This window comes from Pseudomonas sp. UC 17F4 (genome assembly GCF_900101695.1).
GTDB lineage: Bacteria > Pseudomonadota > Gammaproteobacteria > Pseudomonadales > Pseudomonadaceae > Aquipseudomonas.
Genome location: NZ_FNKV01000001.1, coordinates 4,770,355 through 4,785,921, shown reverse-complemented (window position 1 = coordinate 4,785,921; position 15,567 = coordinate 4,770,355). Strand labels below are relative to the sequence as shown.

At 63.2% G+C, this 15,567-nt stretch carries 16 protein-coding genes; all 16 read right to left on the bottom strand.

What is annotated here, in order from left to right; translation table 11 throughout:
• Positions 1–12: 12 nt before the first annotated feature.
• The 16 genes from BLR26_RS21735 to ccoN (BLR26_RS21660) all read right to left on the bottom strand — a co-directional run bounded on the left by BLR26_RS21735 (position 13) and on the right by ccoN (BLR26_RS21660) (position 15,522).
• A complete protein-coding gene (locus tag BLR26_RS21735; RefSeq protein WP_045200461.1) occupies positions 13–561 on the bottom strand; it encodes an adenine phosphoribosyltransferase in 549 nt (182 codons plus the stop codon).
• Between the two features lie 53 nt (positions 562–614).
• The gene (fnrA, locus tag BLR26_RS21730; protein WP_093385435.1) at positions 615–1,349 is read right to left on the bottom strand and encodes a Crp/Fnr family transcriptional regulator FnrA; all 735 of its coding nucleotides are present in this window, start codon (positions 1,347–1,349) and stop codon (positions 615–617) included.
• 118 nt (positions 1,350–1,467) lie between these two features.
• Entirely contained in the window at positions 1,468–2,850 is a 1,383-nt protein-coding gene (gene hemN / locus BLR26_RS21725) for an oxygen-independent coproporphyrinogen III oxidase (RefSeq protein ID WP_093385431.1), read from the bottom strand.
• Between the two features lie 83 nt (positions 2,851–2,933).
• Positions 2,934–3,617, bottom strand: coding sequence for a sulfite exporter TauE/SafE family protein (locus BLR26_RS21720; protein ID WP_093385427.1), 684 nt, complete (start codon positions 3,615–3,617; stop codon positions 2,934–2,936).
• A complete protein-coding gene (gene ccoS / locus BLR26_RS21715; RefSeq protein ID WP_093385423.1) occupies positions 3,610–3,822 on the bottom strand; it encodes a cbb3-type cytochrome oxidase assembly protein CcoS in 213 nt (70 codons plus the stop codon). Before ccoS ends, BLR26_RS21720 begins: the two co-directional genes overlap by 8 nt.
• 12 nt (positions 3,823–3,834) lie before the next feature.
• On the bottom strand, positions 3,835–6,288 hold the full coding sequence (locus BLR26_RS21710; protein ID WP_093385420.1) for a heavy metal translocating P-type ATPase: 2,454 nt from the start codon (positions 6,286–6,288) through the stop codon (positions 3,835–3,837).
• Positions 6,289–6,394: 106 nt separating this feature from the next.
• Positions 6,395–6,934, bottom strand: a complete 540-nt coding sequence (locus BLR26_RS21705; RefSeq protein ID WP_045200468.1) for a FixH family protein — start codon at positions 6,932–6,934, stop codon at positions 6,395–6,397.
• 12 nt (positions 6,935–6,946) lie between these two features.
• Positions 6,947–8,362: a cytochrome c oxidase accessory protein CcoG gene (gene ccoG / locus BLR26_RS21700; RefSeq protein WP_045200470.1), complete on the bottom strand. Its 1,416-nt coding sequence runs from the start codon at positions 8,360–8,362 to the stop codon at positions 6,947–6,949.
• A 251-nt stretch (positions 8,363–8,613) separates the two neighbouring features.
• Positions 8,614–9,594 (bottom strand): cytochrome-c oxidase, cbb3-type subunit III, encoded by a 981-nt coding sequence (ccoP, locus tag BLR26_RS21695; protein ID WP_045200473.1) that lies wholly within the window; start codon positions 9,592–9,594, stop codon positions 8,614–8,616.
• Positions 9,591–9,788: a CcoQ/FixQ family Cbb3-type cytochrome c oxidase assembly chaperone gene (locus BLR26_RS21690; protein WP_010225992.1), complete on the bottom strand. Its 198-nt coding sequence runs from the start codon at positions 9,786–9,788 to the stop codon at positions 9,591–9,593. The genes ccoP (BLR26_RS21695) and BLR26_RS21690 overlap by 4 nt, the downstream gene beginning before the upstream one ends.
• 5 nt (positions 9,789–9,793) lie before the next feature.
• Complete coding sequence (gene ccoO, locus BLR26_RS21685; protein ID WP_036994387.1) at positions 9,794–10,402, bottom strand: cytochrome-c oxidase, cbb3-type subunit II; 609 nt, start codon at positions 10,400–10,402, stop codon at positions 9,794–9,796.
• Positions 10,402–11,844 carry a cytochrome-c oxidase, cbb3-type subunit I gene (gene ccoN / locus BLR26_RS21680; RefSeq protein WP_038993873.1) on the bottom strand — a complete coding sequence of 481 codons (1,443 nt, stop codon included), beginning with the start codon at positions 11,842–11,844 and terminating at the stop codon, positions 10,402–10,404. The genes ccoO (BLR26_RS21685) and ccoN (BLR26_RS21680) overlap by 1 nt, the downstream gene beginning before the upstream one ends.
• Before the next feature lie 487 nt (positions 11,845–12,331).
• Complete coding sequence (ccoP, locus tag BLR26_RS21675) at positions 12,332–13,279, bottom strand: cytochrome-c oxidase, cbb3-type subunit III (RefSeq protein WP_093385416.1); 948 nt, start codon at positions 13,277–13,279, stop codon at positions 12,332–12,334.
• Positions 13,276–13,473: a cbb3-type cytochrome oxidase subunit 3 gene (locus tag BLR26_RS21670; RefSeq protein ID WP_010225988.1), complete on the bottom strand. Its 198-nt coding sequence runs from the start codon at positions 13,471–13,473 to the stop codon at positions 13,276–13,278. The genes ccoP (BLR26_RS21675) and BLR26_RS21670 overlap by 4 nt, the downstream gene beginning before the upstream one ends.
• A 5-nt stretch (positions 13,474–13,478) precedes the next feature.
• Complete coding sequence (gene ccoO / locus BLR26_RS21665) at positions 13,479–14,087, bottom strand: cytochrome-c oxidase, cbb3-type subunit II (RefSeq protein ID WP_038996265.1); 609 nt, start codon at positions 14,085–14,087, stop codon at positions 13,479–13,481.
• Positions 14,088–14,097: 10 nt separating this feature from the next.
• Positions 14,098–15,522, bottom strand: coding sequence for a cytochrome-c oxidase, cbb3-type subunit I (gene ccoN, locus BLR26_RS21660; protein ID WP_038996264.1), 1,425 nt, complete (start codon positions 15,520–15,522; stop codon positions 14,098–14,100).
• Between the last annotated feature and the right edge of the window lie 45 nt (positions 15,523–15,567).

Genomic DNA, 15,567 nt, shown 5'->3' with positions numbered 1-15,567 from the left:
CCCGCGATGCTGTCAATACTCGCTCAGCGAGAACTCGGTCAGGCAGAAGGTCGGCACACCCACGTCGTTCAGGCGCTGCGAGCCACCCAGCTCCGGCAGATCGATGATCGCCGCCGCCTCATATACCTGCGCGCCCATGCGCCGTACCAGTTTGGTGGCGGCCAGCAGGGTGCCGCCGGTGGCGATCAGGTCATCAAAAATCAGTACCGAGTCGCCTTCGCAGAGGCTGTCGGCGTGCACTTCGAGGAAGGCTTCGCCGTACTCGGTCTGGTAGCCCTCGGCGAGCACGTCGGCCGGCAGCTTGCCTTGCTTGCGAAACAGGATCAGGGGTTTGTTCAACTGGTGGGCGATGATCGAGCCGATCAGAAAGCCGCGCGCATCCATCGCGCCGATATGGCTGAACTCGGTTTCAACATAGCGTTCGATAAAGGCATCGGCGACATGGCGCAGGCCCCGCGGCGACTGGAACAGCGGGGTGATGTCGCGAAAGATCACGCCCGGCTTGGGGAAGTCCGGTACGGGGCGGATCAGGGCTTTGAGGTCGAAAGTGGCGCTGGGCATGGGCGGGTATCCTGAGAAACGAATGCCCGCCAGTATACCTGTTATCCGCGGGGTCAGCTTTCCAGCGAACCACCGGCCAGGGCGCACAGCTGAATCGGGTCAAGGATATGGATTTCCTTGCCCTCGGCCTGGATCAGGCCGTTCTGCTGAAAGCGCGTGAACACCCGTGAGACGGTCTCGACCGCCAGGCCCAGGTAATTGCCGATTTCGTTGCGTGACATGCTCAGGCGGAACTGGTTGGCCGAGTAACCACGGGCGCGGAAGCGCGCCGAAAGGTTGACCAGGAAGGTGGCGATGCGCTCGTCAGCGGTCTTTTTCGACAGCAGCAGCATCATTTGCTGATCGTCGCGGATTTCCCGGCTCATCACCCGCATCAGCTGGCGACGCAGCTGTGGCAGTTGCACCGACAGCTCATCCAGGCGCTCGAAAGGAATCTCGCACACCGAGGTGGTTTCCTGGGCCTGGGCCGGCACCGGGTAGGCTTCGGTGTCCATGCCGGACAGGCCAACCAGTTCGCTGGGCAGGTGGAAGCCGGTGATCTGCTCTTCGCCGCTGTCGCTCAGGCTGAAGGTTTTCAGGGCGCCGGAGCGCACCGCATAGACCGAGCCAAAATTGTCGCCCTGGCGGAACAGAAACTCGCCTTTTTTCAGCGGACGCCCGCGTTTGACGATTTCATCCAGTGCATCCATGTCTTCCAAGTTCAATGACAAGGGCAGGCACAGAGGCGCCAGGCTGCAATCCTTGCAATGGGCCTGGTTATGGGGGCGCAGTTTAACTGGCTCGGACATTTCTTCAATCCTTGTGGGAAAGCACACATAAGCCGTAAGGGTAACCCAGGCTAGGGTGTTTCGGCCAGCTTGGACGATTGTGCCGAGGCCAGACGGGACAAGACTGCGACAAAAAACCTCAGATAACCCGGGAGAAACGTTGGCGATTGTGCAGGTCCAGGTAGGCATCGAACACCATGCACACCGAGCGCACCAGCAGTCGTCCGGCGGGCAGCACCTTGATGCTGTCGTTGCCTAGTTCGATCAGGCCATCCTTGTGCATGGCCTGCAGGGCGGGCCACTGGTCGTTGAAATAGCCGCGAAAGTCAATGGTGAAATCCCGCTCGATGGTTGCGAAGTCCAGTTCGAAATGGCAGATCAATTGCTGGATCACCGCCCGGCGCAGGCGGTCATCCTCGCTGCAGATCAAGCCGCGGCTGGTCGCCAGTTGAGCGGTGGACAAGGTGTCCTGGTAGGTGTTGAGGTCGCTGCTGTTCTGGCAATAGAGGTCGCCGATCTGGCTGATGGCCGAGACCCCCAGGCCAATCAGGTCGCAATGCCCGTGGGTGGTGTAGCCCTGGAAGTTGCGCTGCAGGGTCGACTCTTCCTGGGCAATCGCCAGCTCGTCATCGGGCAGGGCGAAGTGGTCCATGCCGATGTACACGTAGCCAGCGGCGGTCAGTTGCTCGATGGTGTTGTGGAGCATTTCCAGTTTTGCCGCCGGGGCCGGCAGCTCGTTGCTGTCGATGCGCCGCTGGGGCATGAAGCGTTCCGGCAGGTGCGCATAGTTGAACACCGAGAGGCGATCGGGCTGCAGCTTGATCACTTCCTCGACGGTGCGGGCAAAACCTTCCGGGGTCTGCTTGGGCAGGCCGTAGATCAGGTCGAGGTTGATCGAGCGAAATTGCAGGGTGCGCGCCGCTTCGATGATCGCCCGGGTCTGCTCCAGGCTCTGCAGGCGGTTGATCGCCCGCTGCACAACCGGGTCGAGGTCCTGCACGCCGAGGCTGACGCGGTTGAAGCCGAGCTCACGGAGCAGGCCCATGGTCGACCAGTCGGCCTCGCGCGGGTCGATTTCAATGCCGTAGTCGCCGGAGTCGTCATCCAGCAGGTTGAAATGCTGGCGCAAGTGGGCCATCAGCTGGCGCAGCTCGACGTGGCTGAGGAAGGTCGGGGTGCCGCCGCCAAAGTGCAACTGCTCGACGGTCTGCTTGGGGTCCAGGTGGCAGGCGATCAGCTGGATTTCCTGCTCCAGGCGCTGCAGGTAGGGCGCGGCGCGGCCACGGTCCTTGGTGATGACCTTGTTGCAGGCGCAGTAGTAGCAGATGTTGGCGCAGAACGGCACGTGCACATAGATCGACAGTGGGCGAACGGCACGACGGCTGTCACGCAGGGCGTGCAGCAGGTCGAAGGAGCCGACTTCGCTGTGCAGTTGCACCGCGGTCGGGTAGGAGGTGTAGCGTGGGCCGGCCAGGTCGTAGCGGCGAATCAGGTCGGAGTCCCAACGAAGAACGTCGAGCATGCGGGCAGTCCCCAGAAAGAGCAGCAGTGTCCGGAGTCTAGGGAGTGCCGGGCAAACCCGTGTTGATTTGTATCAACGCCGCTTCAGTGGCCCATCAGCCAGTGCTGGTGTGGCCCTGGCAGGGTCCACAGGCCAAACAGCATCACCAGCACGCCGCCGGCAATACGCACGCCCCGCTGGCGCAGCAGGGCGCTGGTGCGTTCGGCGGCAAGGCCGGTGGCCAGCAGTACCGGCCAGGTGCCCAGGCCGAAGGCCAGCATCAACAGCGCGCTGTCGGCGGCATTGCCCTGGCTCGCGGCCCAGAGCAGGGTGCTGTACACCAGCCCGCACGGCAGCCAGCCCCACAGGGCGCCCAGCAGCAGGGCGCGCGGCAGGCTGGAGACCGGCAGCAGGCGGTTGGCCAGCGGCTGTATATGCCGCCACAGGCCCCGGCCCAGGCCCTCGATACGGGTCAGGCCGCTCCACCAGCCGGCCAGGTACAGGCCCATGCTGATCAGCAGCAGCGCCGCCAGTACGCGCATGGCGGTCGCCACCGGGCTGTTGGCCACCGCCCAGCCGGCCAGGCCGAGCAGCAGGCCGGCCAGGGCATAACTGAGGATGCGCCCCAGGTTGTAGGCCAGTAGCAGGCGAAAGCGGCGGCTGCGTTGCTCCTTGGGAATGGCCAGGGTCAGCGCGCCCATGAGGCCGCCGCACATGCCCAGGCAATGGCCACCACCGAGCAGGCCGAGAATCAACGCCGAGCTGAGCAGGGGCAGAAGTTCAGTCACGGCGCGGGGTACCGTCGTCGGGTTTCTTGCCGTCGGCCTCGTCCATGGCCGCCTGGTGCTGCGGGTCCTGGTCGTCGAAGAGGATGCTGTGGGCCGGGCCGTCGAGGTCGTCGTACTGGCCGCTGTCCACCGCCCAGAAGAAGATGTAGATAGCGATGGCGACGATCAGCAGGGCCGCCGGGATCATGATGTAAAGCGCGGGCATGGGGGCTCCTGGTCAGGCCGTCGCGGGATGCGTGGCAGTGGCTGGCGCATGGCTGGCCGGCAGGCCGCTGACGCGGGTCAGGCGCAGGGCATTGAGGACCACGATCAGCGAACTGACCGACATGCCGACCGCCGCCCAGATTGGCGTGATCCAGCCCAGTGCGGCAAACGGCAGCATGACGCCATTATACGCCGAGGCCCACAGCAGGTTCTCGATAATGATCCGCCGGGTGCGCCGGGCCAGGCTGAAGGCCTGGACCAGGGCGTCCAGGCGGTTGGACAGCAGCACCGCGTCGGCGCTGGTCTTGGCCAGGTCGGTGGCCGAGCCCATGGCGATGCTGATGTCGGCCGCCGCCAGGATTGGCACATCGTTGACCCCGTCGCCGAGCATCAACACCTTGCGCCCTTGCTGCTGCAGGGCCTTGAGTTGCTCCAGCTTGTCGTCCGGGCGCAGGCTGCCAATGGCCTGGTCGATCTGCAGTTCGGCGGCCACGCTGTGGACCATCGGCGAGCTGTCGCCAGACAGCAGCAGGGTCTGCCAGCCACGGGCGCGGCAGGCCGCCAGCAGGTCGGCGGCATCGCTGCGCAGGCGGTCGTCGAGGACGAACCAGGCCAGCGGGCCTTGCTGGTCACCGAGCAACAGCCATTGCCCGGCTTCGTCTGGCATCGCCGGTGTGGGGGCGCCGCTGAGGGCGCAGACAAAGCCGGCTTCGCCGATGCGCAGCACGTGCTCGCCTACCTTGCCTTCAAGACCCAGCCCGGGCATTGCCTGAACTTCGTCGGCAGCCTGGCTGGCGCGGCCAAAGGCGCGGGCGATGGGGTGCTCGGAGCGGTTTTCGAGGGCGGCGGCGAGCATCAGGCAACGATCGGCGTCGGTGTCGCGCAAGGGGCGGATTGCGCGCAAGGTCAGGCGGCCTTCGGTGAGGGTGCCGGTCTTGTCGAAGATTACCGTGTCGATCTGGTTCAGGCCTTCCAGCACGTGGCCGCGGGTCAGCAGCAGGCCGAGCTTGTGCAGGGTGCCGGTGGCGGCAGTCAGCGCGGTCGGGGTGGCCAGCGACAGGGCGCAGGGGCAGGTAGCGACCAGCATGGCCAGGACGATCCAGAACGCCCGCGACGGGTCGATCTGCCACCACAGCAGGCCGATGGCGGCCGAGGCGATCAGGGTAAACAACAAGAACCACTGCGAGGCGCGGTCGGCGATTTCCGCCAGGCGCGGTTTTTCCGACTGTGCCCGCTCCAGCAGGCGCACGATCGCCGACAGGCGAGTGTCCTGGCCCAGAGCCTGGACCTCGACGGTCAGCGCGCTCTCGACGTTGAGGGTGCCGGCGGTGACTGCGTCGCCAGCGCTGCGTGGTTGCGGCAGGTACTCGCCGGTAAGCAGCGACTCGTCGATGCTCGACTGGCCACTGACGATGCGCCCGTCGGCGGGGATCACGTGGCCTGGCTGGATCAACACGCAGTCTTTGAGGCGCAGTTCGCTGAGCAGGATCCGCTCGCTCTGCCCGGCCGCGCCCAGGCGCAGGCACGAGGCCGGCAGCAGGTTGACCAGTTGCGCGGTAGCGGCGGCAGTGCGCTCGCGGGCGCGGCGCTCAAGGTAGCGTCCGGCGAGCAGGAACAGGGCGAACATGCCCACGGCGTCGAAGTACAGCTCGCCGCTGCCGGTGATTGCGGTCCAGATCCCGGCACCGTAGGCCAGGCCGATGGCCAGCGATACCGAGACGTCCATGGTCAGGTGGCGGGTACGCAGGTCGCGGGCGGCGCCGCGAAAAAACGGTGCGCAGCTGTAGAACACGATCGGCGTGGTAAGGAACATCGCCACCCAGCGCAGGATGGTGTGCAGCTCCGGGCTCAGGTCGATGTTGAACTCCGGCCAGGTGGCCATGGTTGCCATCATCGCCTGGAACCACAGCAGCCCGGCCACGCCCAGTTGGCGCAGGGCGGTGCGGTTCTCGCTGGCCAGTTGTTCGGCGGCGCGGTCGGCCTGGTAGGGGTGGGCGGCGTAGCCGATGTGGCGCAGCTCGGCGAGCAGCTTGGACAGCGGCAACGCACTGTCGGCCCAGCTCACCTGCAGGCGGTGGTTGGACAGGTTCAAACGCGCCTCGGCCACCGCCGGCAGGTTGCGCAGGTGCTTTTCGATCAGCCAGCCGCAAGCGGCGCAACTGATGCCTTCGATCAGCAGGGTGGTTTCGGCCAGCTCGCCGCTGTGGCGCACGAAGGGCTTTTGCACATCGGCGCGGTCGTACAGGGCCAGTTCGTCGACCAGTTGCTGGGGCAGGGCATCGGGGTTGGCGCTGGCTTCACTGCGGTGCTGGTAATAGCTTTCCAGGTTGCCGGCGACGATGGCTTCGGCCACCGCCTGGCAGCCCGGACAGCAAAACGCCCGCGGCTGGCCAAGCACCACGGCGGTGAAGTGGCTGCCGGCGGGCACGGGCAGGGCGCAGTGGTAGCAGGGCGTGGGGCTGGTCATGGTGTCAGTCGCAAGGTGTGGTGTTGGGCTGATCGCGGGTCAAGCCCGCTCCCACAGGGATTCATTGCACCTGTGGGAGCGGGCTTGCCCCGCGATCAGCAACGACTTATTTCTCGAGGTGTTCAGCCCCTTGCAGCGCCTCGTCACCGAGTACCAGGGTCTTGTCGTGAGCGACTTCTTCTTCCTCGAACAGGCGCCAGACATGCGCGTCCTGGCTGCCCAGCAGCTCGACGAAACGCCGGCCCTCGACCTTGTCGCCAAGCTGGCCGAGGTAGCGGCCGGCTTCGCTGTCGCTGCGGGTCAGCATGATCTTGCGGTCCTTCTCCGGCTGGGTCGGCGAAATGAGGTTCAGCTCCAGGGTTTGCGGCTGGCTGTTGCCGGTCAGGCGCAGGTCGACTTCACCGGTCAGCGCGTCCAGGTGCACGCTGGCCTTGAGGTTGAGGGTCTGGGCCAGCAGCTCGCGGTCCAGCGAGCGGTTGATGCCTTTGCCGGCCTCGTAGTAGTTGTCGTTGACCAGGTTATCAGGGTTGTTCACCGCGATGGTCACCATGGTCAGGCTGAGGGTCACCGAGGTGGCCAATACACCGATGATGATCCACGGCCAGAGGTGCTTGTACCAGGGGCTTGCGGCAGTTGCAGAAGGCATGGGCTCAGTCTCTTATCGAATTTGCGGGCCGATGAAGCGGCTCTTGGCTTCAACCTGGGTGGCGCTGTCGTCAGCGTCCTTGAGGGTGAAGATGACTTCGTTGGTGGTCGACGGCAGTTGCTCCGGCGCCATCGACAGTTGTACCGGCAGGCTGACGATATCGCCGGCCGCGACGCGGATTTCCCGTGCGCCCTCAAGCTTGAGGTCAGGCAGGCCGCCGGCTTCGAGCACGTAGACGTGGTCGCGCTGGTCCTTGTTCATGACCTTCAGGCTGTAGACGTTCTCGATCCGCCCCTGGGCGTTCTCGCGGTACAGCACGCGGTCCTTGCTGACGTCGAAACCGACCAGCGGACGCATGACGAACGCGGTAGTGAGCAGGCCGATCATGGTCAACAGCACCACGGCATAACCGATCAGGCGCGGGCGCACCATGTGGGTCTTTTGCCCCGACAGGTTGTGCTCGGTGGTGTAGCTGATCAGGCCTTTGGGGTAGTTCATCTTGTCCATGATGGTGTCGCAGGCGTCGATGCAGGCGGCGCAGCCGATGCACTCGATCTGCAGGCCGTCACGGATGTCGATGCCGGTCGGGCACACCTGTACACACATGGTGCAGTCGATGCAGTCGCCCAGGCCCTTGGCCTTGTAGTCCAGGTCTTTTTTACGCGGGCCACGGGTTTCGCCGCGGCGCGGGTCGTAGGAAACGATCAGGGTGTCTTTGTCGAACATCACGCTCTGGAAGCGTGCATACGGGCACATGTACACGCACACTTGCTCGCGCAGCCAGCCGGCGTTGCCGTAGGTGGCCAGGGTGAAGAAGCCGACCCAGAAATAGGCCCAGCCGTCGGCCTGGCCGGTAAAGAACTCAATCACCAGCTCGCGGATCGGCGAGAAGTAGCCGACGAAAGTCATGCCGGTGACAAAGCCGATGCTCAGCCACAGGCTGTGCTTGGCCAGCTTGCGCAGGAATTTGTTGCCGCTCATTGGCGCCTTGTCGAGCTTCATGCGCTGGTTGCGGTCACCTTCGGTGACTTTCTCGCACCACATGAAGATCCAGGTCCACACGCTTTGCGGGCAGGTGTAGCCGCACCAGACGCGGCCGGCGTAAACGGTGATGAAGAACAGGCCGAAGGCGGCGACGATCAGCAGGCCCGAGAGCAGGATGAAGTCCTGAGGCCAGATGGTGGTGCCGAAAATGTAGAACTTGCGCTCCGGCAGGTTCCACCAGACGGCCTGGTGGCCACCCCAGTTCAGCCATACCGTACCAAAGTACAGCAGGAACAGGACGGCGCCGCCGACCATGCGCAAGTTGCGGAACACGCCGGTGAAGGCGCGGGTGTAGATTTTTTCTCGGGAGGCGTAGAGATCGACGCTGCTGGTGTCTTTACTGGCAGGCGGGGTGACGTCATGTACCGGAATCTGCTTGCTCATCATTGAGTCCCACGGCAGTGGAGAAGTGCCGCGGCCAGTACCTGCCGGCCGCAGTCGAAAGCTTGCTGCTCTAGGGCGCATGATACGCCTGTCCTGCCGCCAGGGGGGAGGGGTGCGACCTTTGGCCGCGTTGGGGAATCGCGGTTAATAGTGTATTGGCCCGTGTCAATTGACACAGGTCATGGGTCGGGACAGGGTCTATAAAAAAGCCCCGGCAGTTTCACTGACGGGGCTTTTGCCAGCTGGGCGAATTACTGCGCTTCAGCGGTTTTCTCAGGCTGGTGCGACAGGCTGTAGACATAGGCGGCCAGCAGGTGGACCTTGTCGTTGCCCTGGATTGCTTCCTGAGCAGGCATCTGGCCCTGGCGGCCGTAACGGATGGTCTGCTGCAGTTGGGCGAAGCTCGAACCGTAGATGAACGCGGTCGGGTGGGTCAGGTTGGGCGCGCCCATGGCCGGGGTGCCCTTGCCTTCAGGGCCGTGGCAGGCCACGCAGTTGGCGGCAAACAGCTTCTGGCCGTTGGCCGGATCCGCCTTGGCATCCTTGGGCAGGGTGCGGCCATCGAGGTTGGTCAGCACGTAGGCAGCAACGTCGGCAACACCTTGTTCGCCGATGACTTCGGCCCAGGCCGGCATCACCCCGTGACGACCGCCCATGATGGTGGCCTTGATGGTTTCCGGTTCGCCGCCCCAACGCCAGTCGTTGTCGGTGAGGTTAGGGAAGCCGTAGGAGCCCTTGGCGTCGGAGCCATGGCACACCGCGCAGTTGGAGGCGAACAGGCGCCCGCCCATCTTCAGCGCTTGTGGGTCCTTGGCCACTTCTTCAATAGGCATCGACGCGAATTTGGCGAAGATCGGCCCGAACTTGGCGTCCGAGCGGGCCATTTCCTTTTCCCACTCGTGCACGCCGGTCCAGCCGGCCTGGCCGTTGGCAAACTCGGTTTTCTTGTCGTTGTCCAGGTACTGGTAGCCCGGCAGGATGCCTTTCCAGTTACCCAGGCCCGGGTACAGCACCAGGTAGCCAAGGGCGAAAACGATGGTGCCGACGAACAGCATGAACCACCATTTTGGCAGCGGGTTGTCGTACTCCTCGATGCCGTCGTAGGCGTGGCCCACGGTTTCTTCAGTGGTTTCGCTGCGCTGGCCCTTGCGGGTGGACAGCAGCAGCCAGGTCAGGGCGAAGATGGTGCCCAGACTCAAAACGGTGACGTACAGACTCCAGAAGGTAGTCATTCGTTGTTACTCCTAGACGCTTTCGCTTGCGCTTGCTCGACGTGCTTGCTGGCTTCGGGATCATCCGCGAAGGGCAGCATGGTCGCTTCGTCGAACTCGGACTTGCGCCGAGAACTGAACACCCACAACGCCAGGCCGATAAAGGCCACCATCACCACGACGGTGCCCAGGCCACGAATCATCCCGATATCCATCAATGTCACCGTTTGCTTTTGATGATGGTGCCCAGGCCTTGCAGGTAGGCAACCAGGGCGTCCATTTCAGTCTTGCCCTTGACCGCGTCGCGGGCACCGGCGATGTCTTCATCGGTGTACGGCGTGCCGAGGGTGCGCAGGACTTCCATCTTCTTCACCGTGTCCTTGCCATCGAGCTTGTTCTCCACCAACCATGGGTAGGCCGGCATCTTCGACTCGGGCACGACGTTGCGCGGGTTGTACAGGTGAGCACGGTGCCAGTCGTCGGAGTAACGACCGCCGACGCGGGCCAGGTCCGGGCCGGTACGCTTGGAACCCCAGAGGAATGGGTGGTCCCAGACGCTTTCACCGGCGACCGAGTAGTGGCCATAGCGTTCGGTTTCGGCACGGAACGGCCGGATCATCTGCGAGTGGCACTGCACGCAGCCTTCGCGGATATAGATGTCGCGGCCTTCGAGCTCAAGCGCGGTACGCGGCTTCATACCCTCGACCGGCTTGTTGGTGACGTCCTGGAAGAACAGCGGGACGATCTGGGTCAGGCCGCCGATGCTCACGGCGATGACCATGAAGAAGGCCAGCAGGCCGATATTCTTCTCGACTACTTCATGCTTCATCAGTGAGCTCCAACTACAGCGATCTGAGCGGCGGCTTCAGCTTCGGCCGGCTTCGAGGCGCGCACGGTACGGAAAACGTTGTACGCCATCAGCAGCATGCCGGAGGCGAAGAACGCACCGCCCAGGGCACGGACGATAAAGCCCGGGTGGCTGGCCTGCAGGGCTTCGACGAAGGAGTAGGTGAGGGTGCCGTCGTCGTTGATTGCACGCCACATCAGGCCCTGGGTGATGCCGTTGACCCACATCGAGGAGATGTATAGCACGGTACCGATGGTCGCCAGCCAGAAGTGCGCGTTGATCAGGCCGGTGCTGTGCATCTGCTCGCGGCCGTAAACCTTCGGAATCATGTGGTACAGGGCGCCGATCGAAATCATCGCTACCCAGCCAAGGGCACCGGCGTGTACGTGGCCGACGGTCCAGTCGGTGTAGTGCGACAGCGAGTTGACGGTCTTGATCGCCATCATCGGACCTTCGAAGGTCGACATGCCGTAGAACGCCAGCGAAACCACGAGGAAGCGCAGGATCGGGTCGGTACGCAGCTTATGCCAGGCGCCCGAGAGGGTCATCATGCCGTTGATCATGCCGCCCCAGCTTGGCGCCAGGAGGATGATCGACATGGCCATGCCCAGCGACTGCGCCCAGTCCGGCAGGGCGGTGTAGTGCAGGTGGTGGGGACCTGCCCAGATGTACAGGGTGATCAGCGCCCAGAAATGCACGATCGACAGGCGATAGGAGTAGATCGGGCGCTCGGCCTGTTTCGGCACGAAGTAGTACATCATGCCGAGAAAGCCCGTGGTCAGGAAGAAACCTACGGCGTTGTGGCCGTACCACCACTGGATCATCGCATCGGTGGCACCCGAATACGCGGAGTAGGACTTGAACAGGCTGACCGGCAACGAGGCGTGGTTGACGATGTGCAGCATCGCGGTAACCACGATGAAGGCGCCGTAGAACCAGTTACCGACATAGATGTGCTTGGTCTTGCGCTTGACGATGGTGCCGAAGAACACCACGCCGTAGGTAACCCAGACAATGGCCAGCAAAATGGCGATCGGCCATTCCAGCTCGGCGTATTCCTTGGTCGTGGTGTAGCCCAGCGGCAAGGTAATGAGCGCACCGACGATGACCGCTTGCCAACCCCAGAAGGTGAAGGCCGCGAGGCTGTCGGAAATCAGTCGCGTCTGGCAGGTTCGCTGCACGACATAGTAGGAAGTGGCAAACAGTGCACAACCACCGAAGGCGAAGATCACCAGGTTGGTGTGCAATGGGCGAAGGCGTCCGAAGCTCGTCCACGGCAGGTCCAGGTTCAGCTGGGGCCAGACCAGTTGCGAGGCGATGAAGACACCAAGCCCCATGCCAAGGATCCCCCAGACCACCGTCATGATGGCGAACTGGCGGACGACCTTATAGTTATAAGCAGTCGGACTGATTGCTGTGCTCATTCTAAGGTTCCACGGTTTGGGTGTTTTTATAGGGTAAAAATCGGCGCAAGTATGTATAAACCGTGTGGTTATTGCAACGCGATGGCGCCCGCGCCGATCCTTGCCAAAGCCTGTTCCACGGCGGTTTCGAGCCTTTGTGGCGGGCAAATTGTACACAATTAATTATCTGATATGTGTACCAAAATTTGATTTTTCGTCTATGGCAAAGGCTTTCGATGAGCGCGTGCGCAGTACCGTTCATCACTCGCCGATCGGCGCTTGAGTCGGCCCCATCAGCCTTTGCGCAGAACCGCTGGCGAAAAATGCCCCAAAAAGGTGCAAACACACCGGCTGTTTCAGTCGCTGTGGCAACAAGCTTAGTTGTGATCGAGGGGGGTGCAAGGCGGGGGTAGGGCGGGGTGCGACACTTGGTCGCAAGGGGCGAAGGGAACCGCCGCATCGGGTGCCGATGCGGCGGTTTGAGTCAAGGCTCAGTTACTCAATCGTTTTACTTGGCAGACAGGCTTTCGCCTTGTGCAGGTTGCTCCTGGGACAGGCTGTAGACATAGGCGGCCAGCAAGTGGACCTTGTCGTTGCCCTGGATCGCTTCCTGGGCAGGCATCTGGCCCTGGCGGCCGTAGCGGATGGTCTGCTGCAGTTGGGCGAAGCTTGAGCCGTAGATGAACGCGGTCGGGTGGGTCAGGTCCGGTGCGCCCATGGCCGGGGTGCCTTTGCCTTCAGGGCCGTGGCAGGCCACGCAGTTGGCGGCAAACAGCTTCTCGCCGTTGGCCGGATCCGCCTTGGCTTCCTGCGGCAGGCTGCGGCCATCGAGGTTGGTCAGCACGAAGGCGGCAACGTCGGCAACGCCTTGTTCGCCAATCACGTCGGCCCAGGCCGGCATTACCCCGTGACGGCCGCCCATGATGGAGGCCTTGATGGTTTCCGGCTCGCCACCCCAGCGCCAGTCCTTGTCGGTGAGGTTAGGGAAGCCGTAGGCACCCTTGGCGTCAGAACCGTGGCAAACAGCGCAGTTGGAGGCGAACAGACGGCCGCCCATTTTCAGCGCCTGCGGATCCTTGGCCACTTCTTCCACCGGCATGGCGGCGAACTTGGCGAAGATCGGTCCGAACTTGGCGTCGGCCTTGTTCATTTCCTTTTGCCATTCGTTGGTCTGCGTCCAGCCGTCCTCATAGCCCGGCAGGATGCCTTTCCAGTTGCCCAGGCCTGGATAGAGGATCAGGTAGCCGACCGAAAACACCAGGGTGGCGACGAACAGCCAGAACCACCACTTGGGCAGCGGGTTGTCGTACTCCTCGATGCCGTCGAAGCTGTGGCCCATGGTCTGGTCGGTGGTGCCTTTGGTTTCGCCCTTGCGGGTGCCCAGCAGCAGCCAGGTCAGGCCGATCAGGCTACCGATGGTCAGTACGCAGATGTACGTACTCCAGAAGGTGGTCATTGCCCGTTACTCCTCGGTTCGGGTTCGTTGGCGGCAGGTGCCAGGCGGTCGTCGGCAAACGGCAGCAGGCTGGCTTCGGCGAATTCACGGTCACGCCGGCCGTTGAACACCCACAGCGACAGGCCAATGAAGGCGATGGCCACCAGCAGGGTGCCCAGGCCGCGCAATTGGCCGATATCCAGTGTGAAGTCCATGGCCCTTACCTCTTGTTCTTGATCGCGGTGCCGAGCACCTGCAGGTAGGCAACCAGCGCGTCCATTTCGGTCTTGCCCTTGAGCGATTCCACCGCGCCGCTGATGTCGGCATCGGTGTACGGCACGCCGAGGGTGCGCATGGTGCTCAACTTGGTCTCGGTGTGGCTGCTGTCGACCGGGTTGGCGACCAGCCATGGGTAGGCCGGCATCTTCGACTCGGGCACGACGTTGCGCGGGTTGTACAGGTGCGCACGGTGCCAGTCGTCGGAGTAGCGGCCACCGACGCGGGCCAGGTCCGGGCCGGTGCGCTTGGAACCCCAGAGGAACGGGTGGTCCCAGACGCTTTCACCGGCGACCGAGTAGTGGCCGTAGCGTTCGGTTTCGGCGCGGAACGGACGGATCATCTGCGAGTGGCACTGCACGCAGCCTTCACGGATGTAGATGTCGCGGCCTTCCAGTTGCAGCGCGGTATAGGGCTTCATGCCTTCCACCGGCTTGTTGGTGACGTCCTGGAAGAACAGCGGAACGATCTGGGTCAGGCCGCCGATGCTGACGGCAAACACCATCAACAGCACCAGCAGGAAGACGTTCTTCTCGATTACTTCGTGTTTCATCAGGGTCTCCTCAGGCCAGCTGCGCAGCGGCAGGGGCGGTCGCGGCCACCGGGGCACGTACGGTGCGCCAGGTGTTGTAGGCCATCAGCAACATGCCGGTGAGGAAGATCGCCCCGCCGACGAAGCGCACGATGAAGCCTGGGTGGCTGGCCACCAGGGTTTCGACGAAGGAGTAGGTCAGCGTGCCGTCTTCGTTGACTGCGCGCCACATCAGGCCCTGGGCGATGCCGTTGACCCACATCGAGGCGATGTAGAGCACGGTGCCGATGGTCGCCAGCCAGAAGTGCGCGTTGATCAGGCCGAGGCTGTACATCTGCTCGCGGCCAAACACTTTCGGGATCATGTGGTACAGGGCGCCGATCGAGATCATCGCAACCCAGCCAAGGGCGCCGGCGTGTACGTGGCCGATGGTCCAGTCGGTGTAGTGCGACAGGGCGTTGACGGTCTTGATCGCCATCATCGGGCCTTCGAAGGTCGACATGCCGTAGAACGCCAGCGATACCACGAGGAAACGCAGGATCGGGTCGCTGCGCAGCTTATGCCAGGCACCCGAGAGGGTCATCATGCCGTTGATCATGCCGCCCCAGCTTGGCGCCAGGAGGATCAGCGACATGATCATGCCCAGCGACTGCGCCCAGTCGGGCAGGGCGGTGTAGTGCAGGTGGTGGGGACCTGCCCAGATGTACAGGGTGATCAGCGCCCAGAAGTGCACGATCGACAGGCGATAGGAATACACCGGACGCTCGGCCTGTTTCGGCACGAAGTAATACATCATGCCCAGGAAGCCTGCGGTCAGGAAGAAGCCTACGGCGTTGTGGCCGTACCACCACTGGACCATGGCGTCGGTGGCGCCACCGTACAGCGAGTAGGACTTGGTCAGGCTGACCGGAATTTCCAGGTTGTTGACGATGTGCAGAATTGCCACGGTGATGATGAACGCACCGAAGAACCAGTTACCCACATAAATGTGCTTGGTGGTGCGCTTCATCAGGGTGCCGAAGAACACCACGGCGTAGGCCACCCAGACAATGGTGATCAGGATGTCGATCGGCCATTCCAGTTCGGCGTACTCCTTGGAGCTGGTATAACCCAGCGGCAGGCTGATGGCAGCCAGCAGGATCACCAATTGCCAGGCCCAGAAGGTGAAAGCCGCCAGGCGTGGCGAGAACAGGGTGGTCTGGCAGGTACGCTGGACCGAGTAGTAGGAAGCGGCGAACAGTGCGCAACCACCGAAGGCGAAGATCACCGCGTTGGTGTGCAAGGGTCGCAGGCGGCCGAAGCTGGTCCAGGGGAGGTCGAAGTTGAGCGAAGGCCAGACGAGTTGCGCGGCGAGAAAAACGCCGAGCCCCATCCCGACGATTCCCCACACCACCGTCATAATGGCGAATTGGCGGACCACCTTGTAGTTGTAGGCGGTACTGCTGGTTGTGTTCATGTATGGGTTCCCATCCACGGTTATAGGCAGACTAAACAGCGAGGC

What these genes read in the sequence shown, in the direction of transcription:
- hemN (WP_093385431.1), bottom strand. Translation starts at nt 2,850, where the DNA reads ATGCTCGACGTTCTTCGTTGGGACTCCGACCTGATTCGCCGCTACGAC.
- ccoN (WP_038996264.1), bottom strand. Translation starts at nt 15,522, where the DNA reads ATGAACACAACCAGCAGTACCGCCTACAACTACAAGGTGGTCCGCCAA.
- ccoP (WP_093385416.1), bottom strand. Translation starts at nt 13,279, where the DNA reads ATGACCACCTTCTGGAGTACGTACATCTGCGTACTGACCATCGGTAGC.
- ccoO (WP_038996265.1), bottom strand. Translation starts at nt 14,087, where the DNA reads ATGAAACACGAAGTAATCGAGAAGAACGTCTTCCTGCTGGTGCTGTTG.
- ccoP (WP_045200473.1), bottom strand. Translation starts at nt 9,594, where the DNA reads ATGACTACCTTCTGGAGTCTGTACGTCACCGTTTTGAGTCTGGGCACC.
- BLR26_RS21705 (WP_045200468.1), bottom strand. Translation starts at nt 6,934, where the DNA reads ATGCCTTCTGCAACTGCCGCAAGCCCCTGGTACAAGCACCTCTGGCCG.
- fnrA (WP_093385435.1), bottom strand. Translation starts at nt 1,349, where the DNA reads ATGTCCGAGCCAGTTAAACTGCGCCCCCATAACCAGGCCCATTGCAAG.
- ccoO (WP_036994387.1), bottom strand. Translation starts at nt 10,402, where the DNA reads ATGAAGCATGAAGTAGTCGAGAAGAATATCGGCCTGCTGGCCTTCTTC.
- ccoN (WP_038993873.1), bottom strand. Translation starts at nt 11,844, where the DNA reads ATGAGCACAGCAATCAGTCCGACTGCTTATAACTATAAGGTCGTCCGC.
- BLR26_RS21690 (WP_010225992.1), bottom strand. Translation starts at nt 9,788, where the DNA reads ATGGATATCGGGATGATTCGTGGCCTGGGCACCGTCGTGGTGATGGTG.
- ccoG (WP_045200470.1), bottom strand. Translation starts at nt 8,362, where the DNA reads ATGAGCAAGCAGATTCCGGTACATGACGTCACCCCGCCTGCCAGTAAA.
- BLR26_RS21670 (WP_010225988.1), bottom strand. Translation starts at nt 13,473, where the DNA reads ATGGACTTCACACTGGATATCGGCCAATTGCGCGGCCTGGGCACCCTG.
- ccoS (WP_093385423.1), bottom strand. Translation starts at nt 3,822, where the DNA reads ATGCCCGCGCTTTACATCATGATCCCGGCGGCCCTGCTGATCGTCGCC.
- BLR26_RS21735 (WP_045200461.1), bottom strand. Translation starts at nt 561, where the DNA reads ATGCCCAGCGCCACTTTCGACCTCAAAGCCCTGATCCGCCCCGTACCG.
- BLR26_RS21710 (WP_093385420.1), bottom strand. Translation starts at nt 6,288, where the DNA reads ATGACCAGCCCCACGCCCTGCTACCACTGCGCCCTGCCCGTGCCCGCC.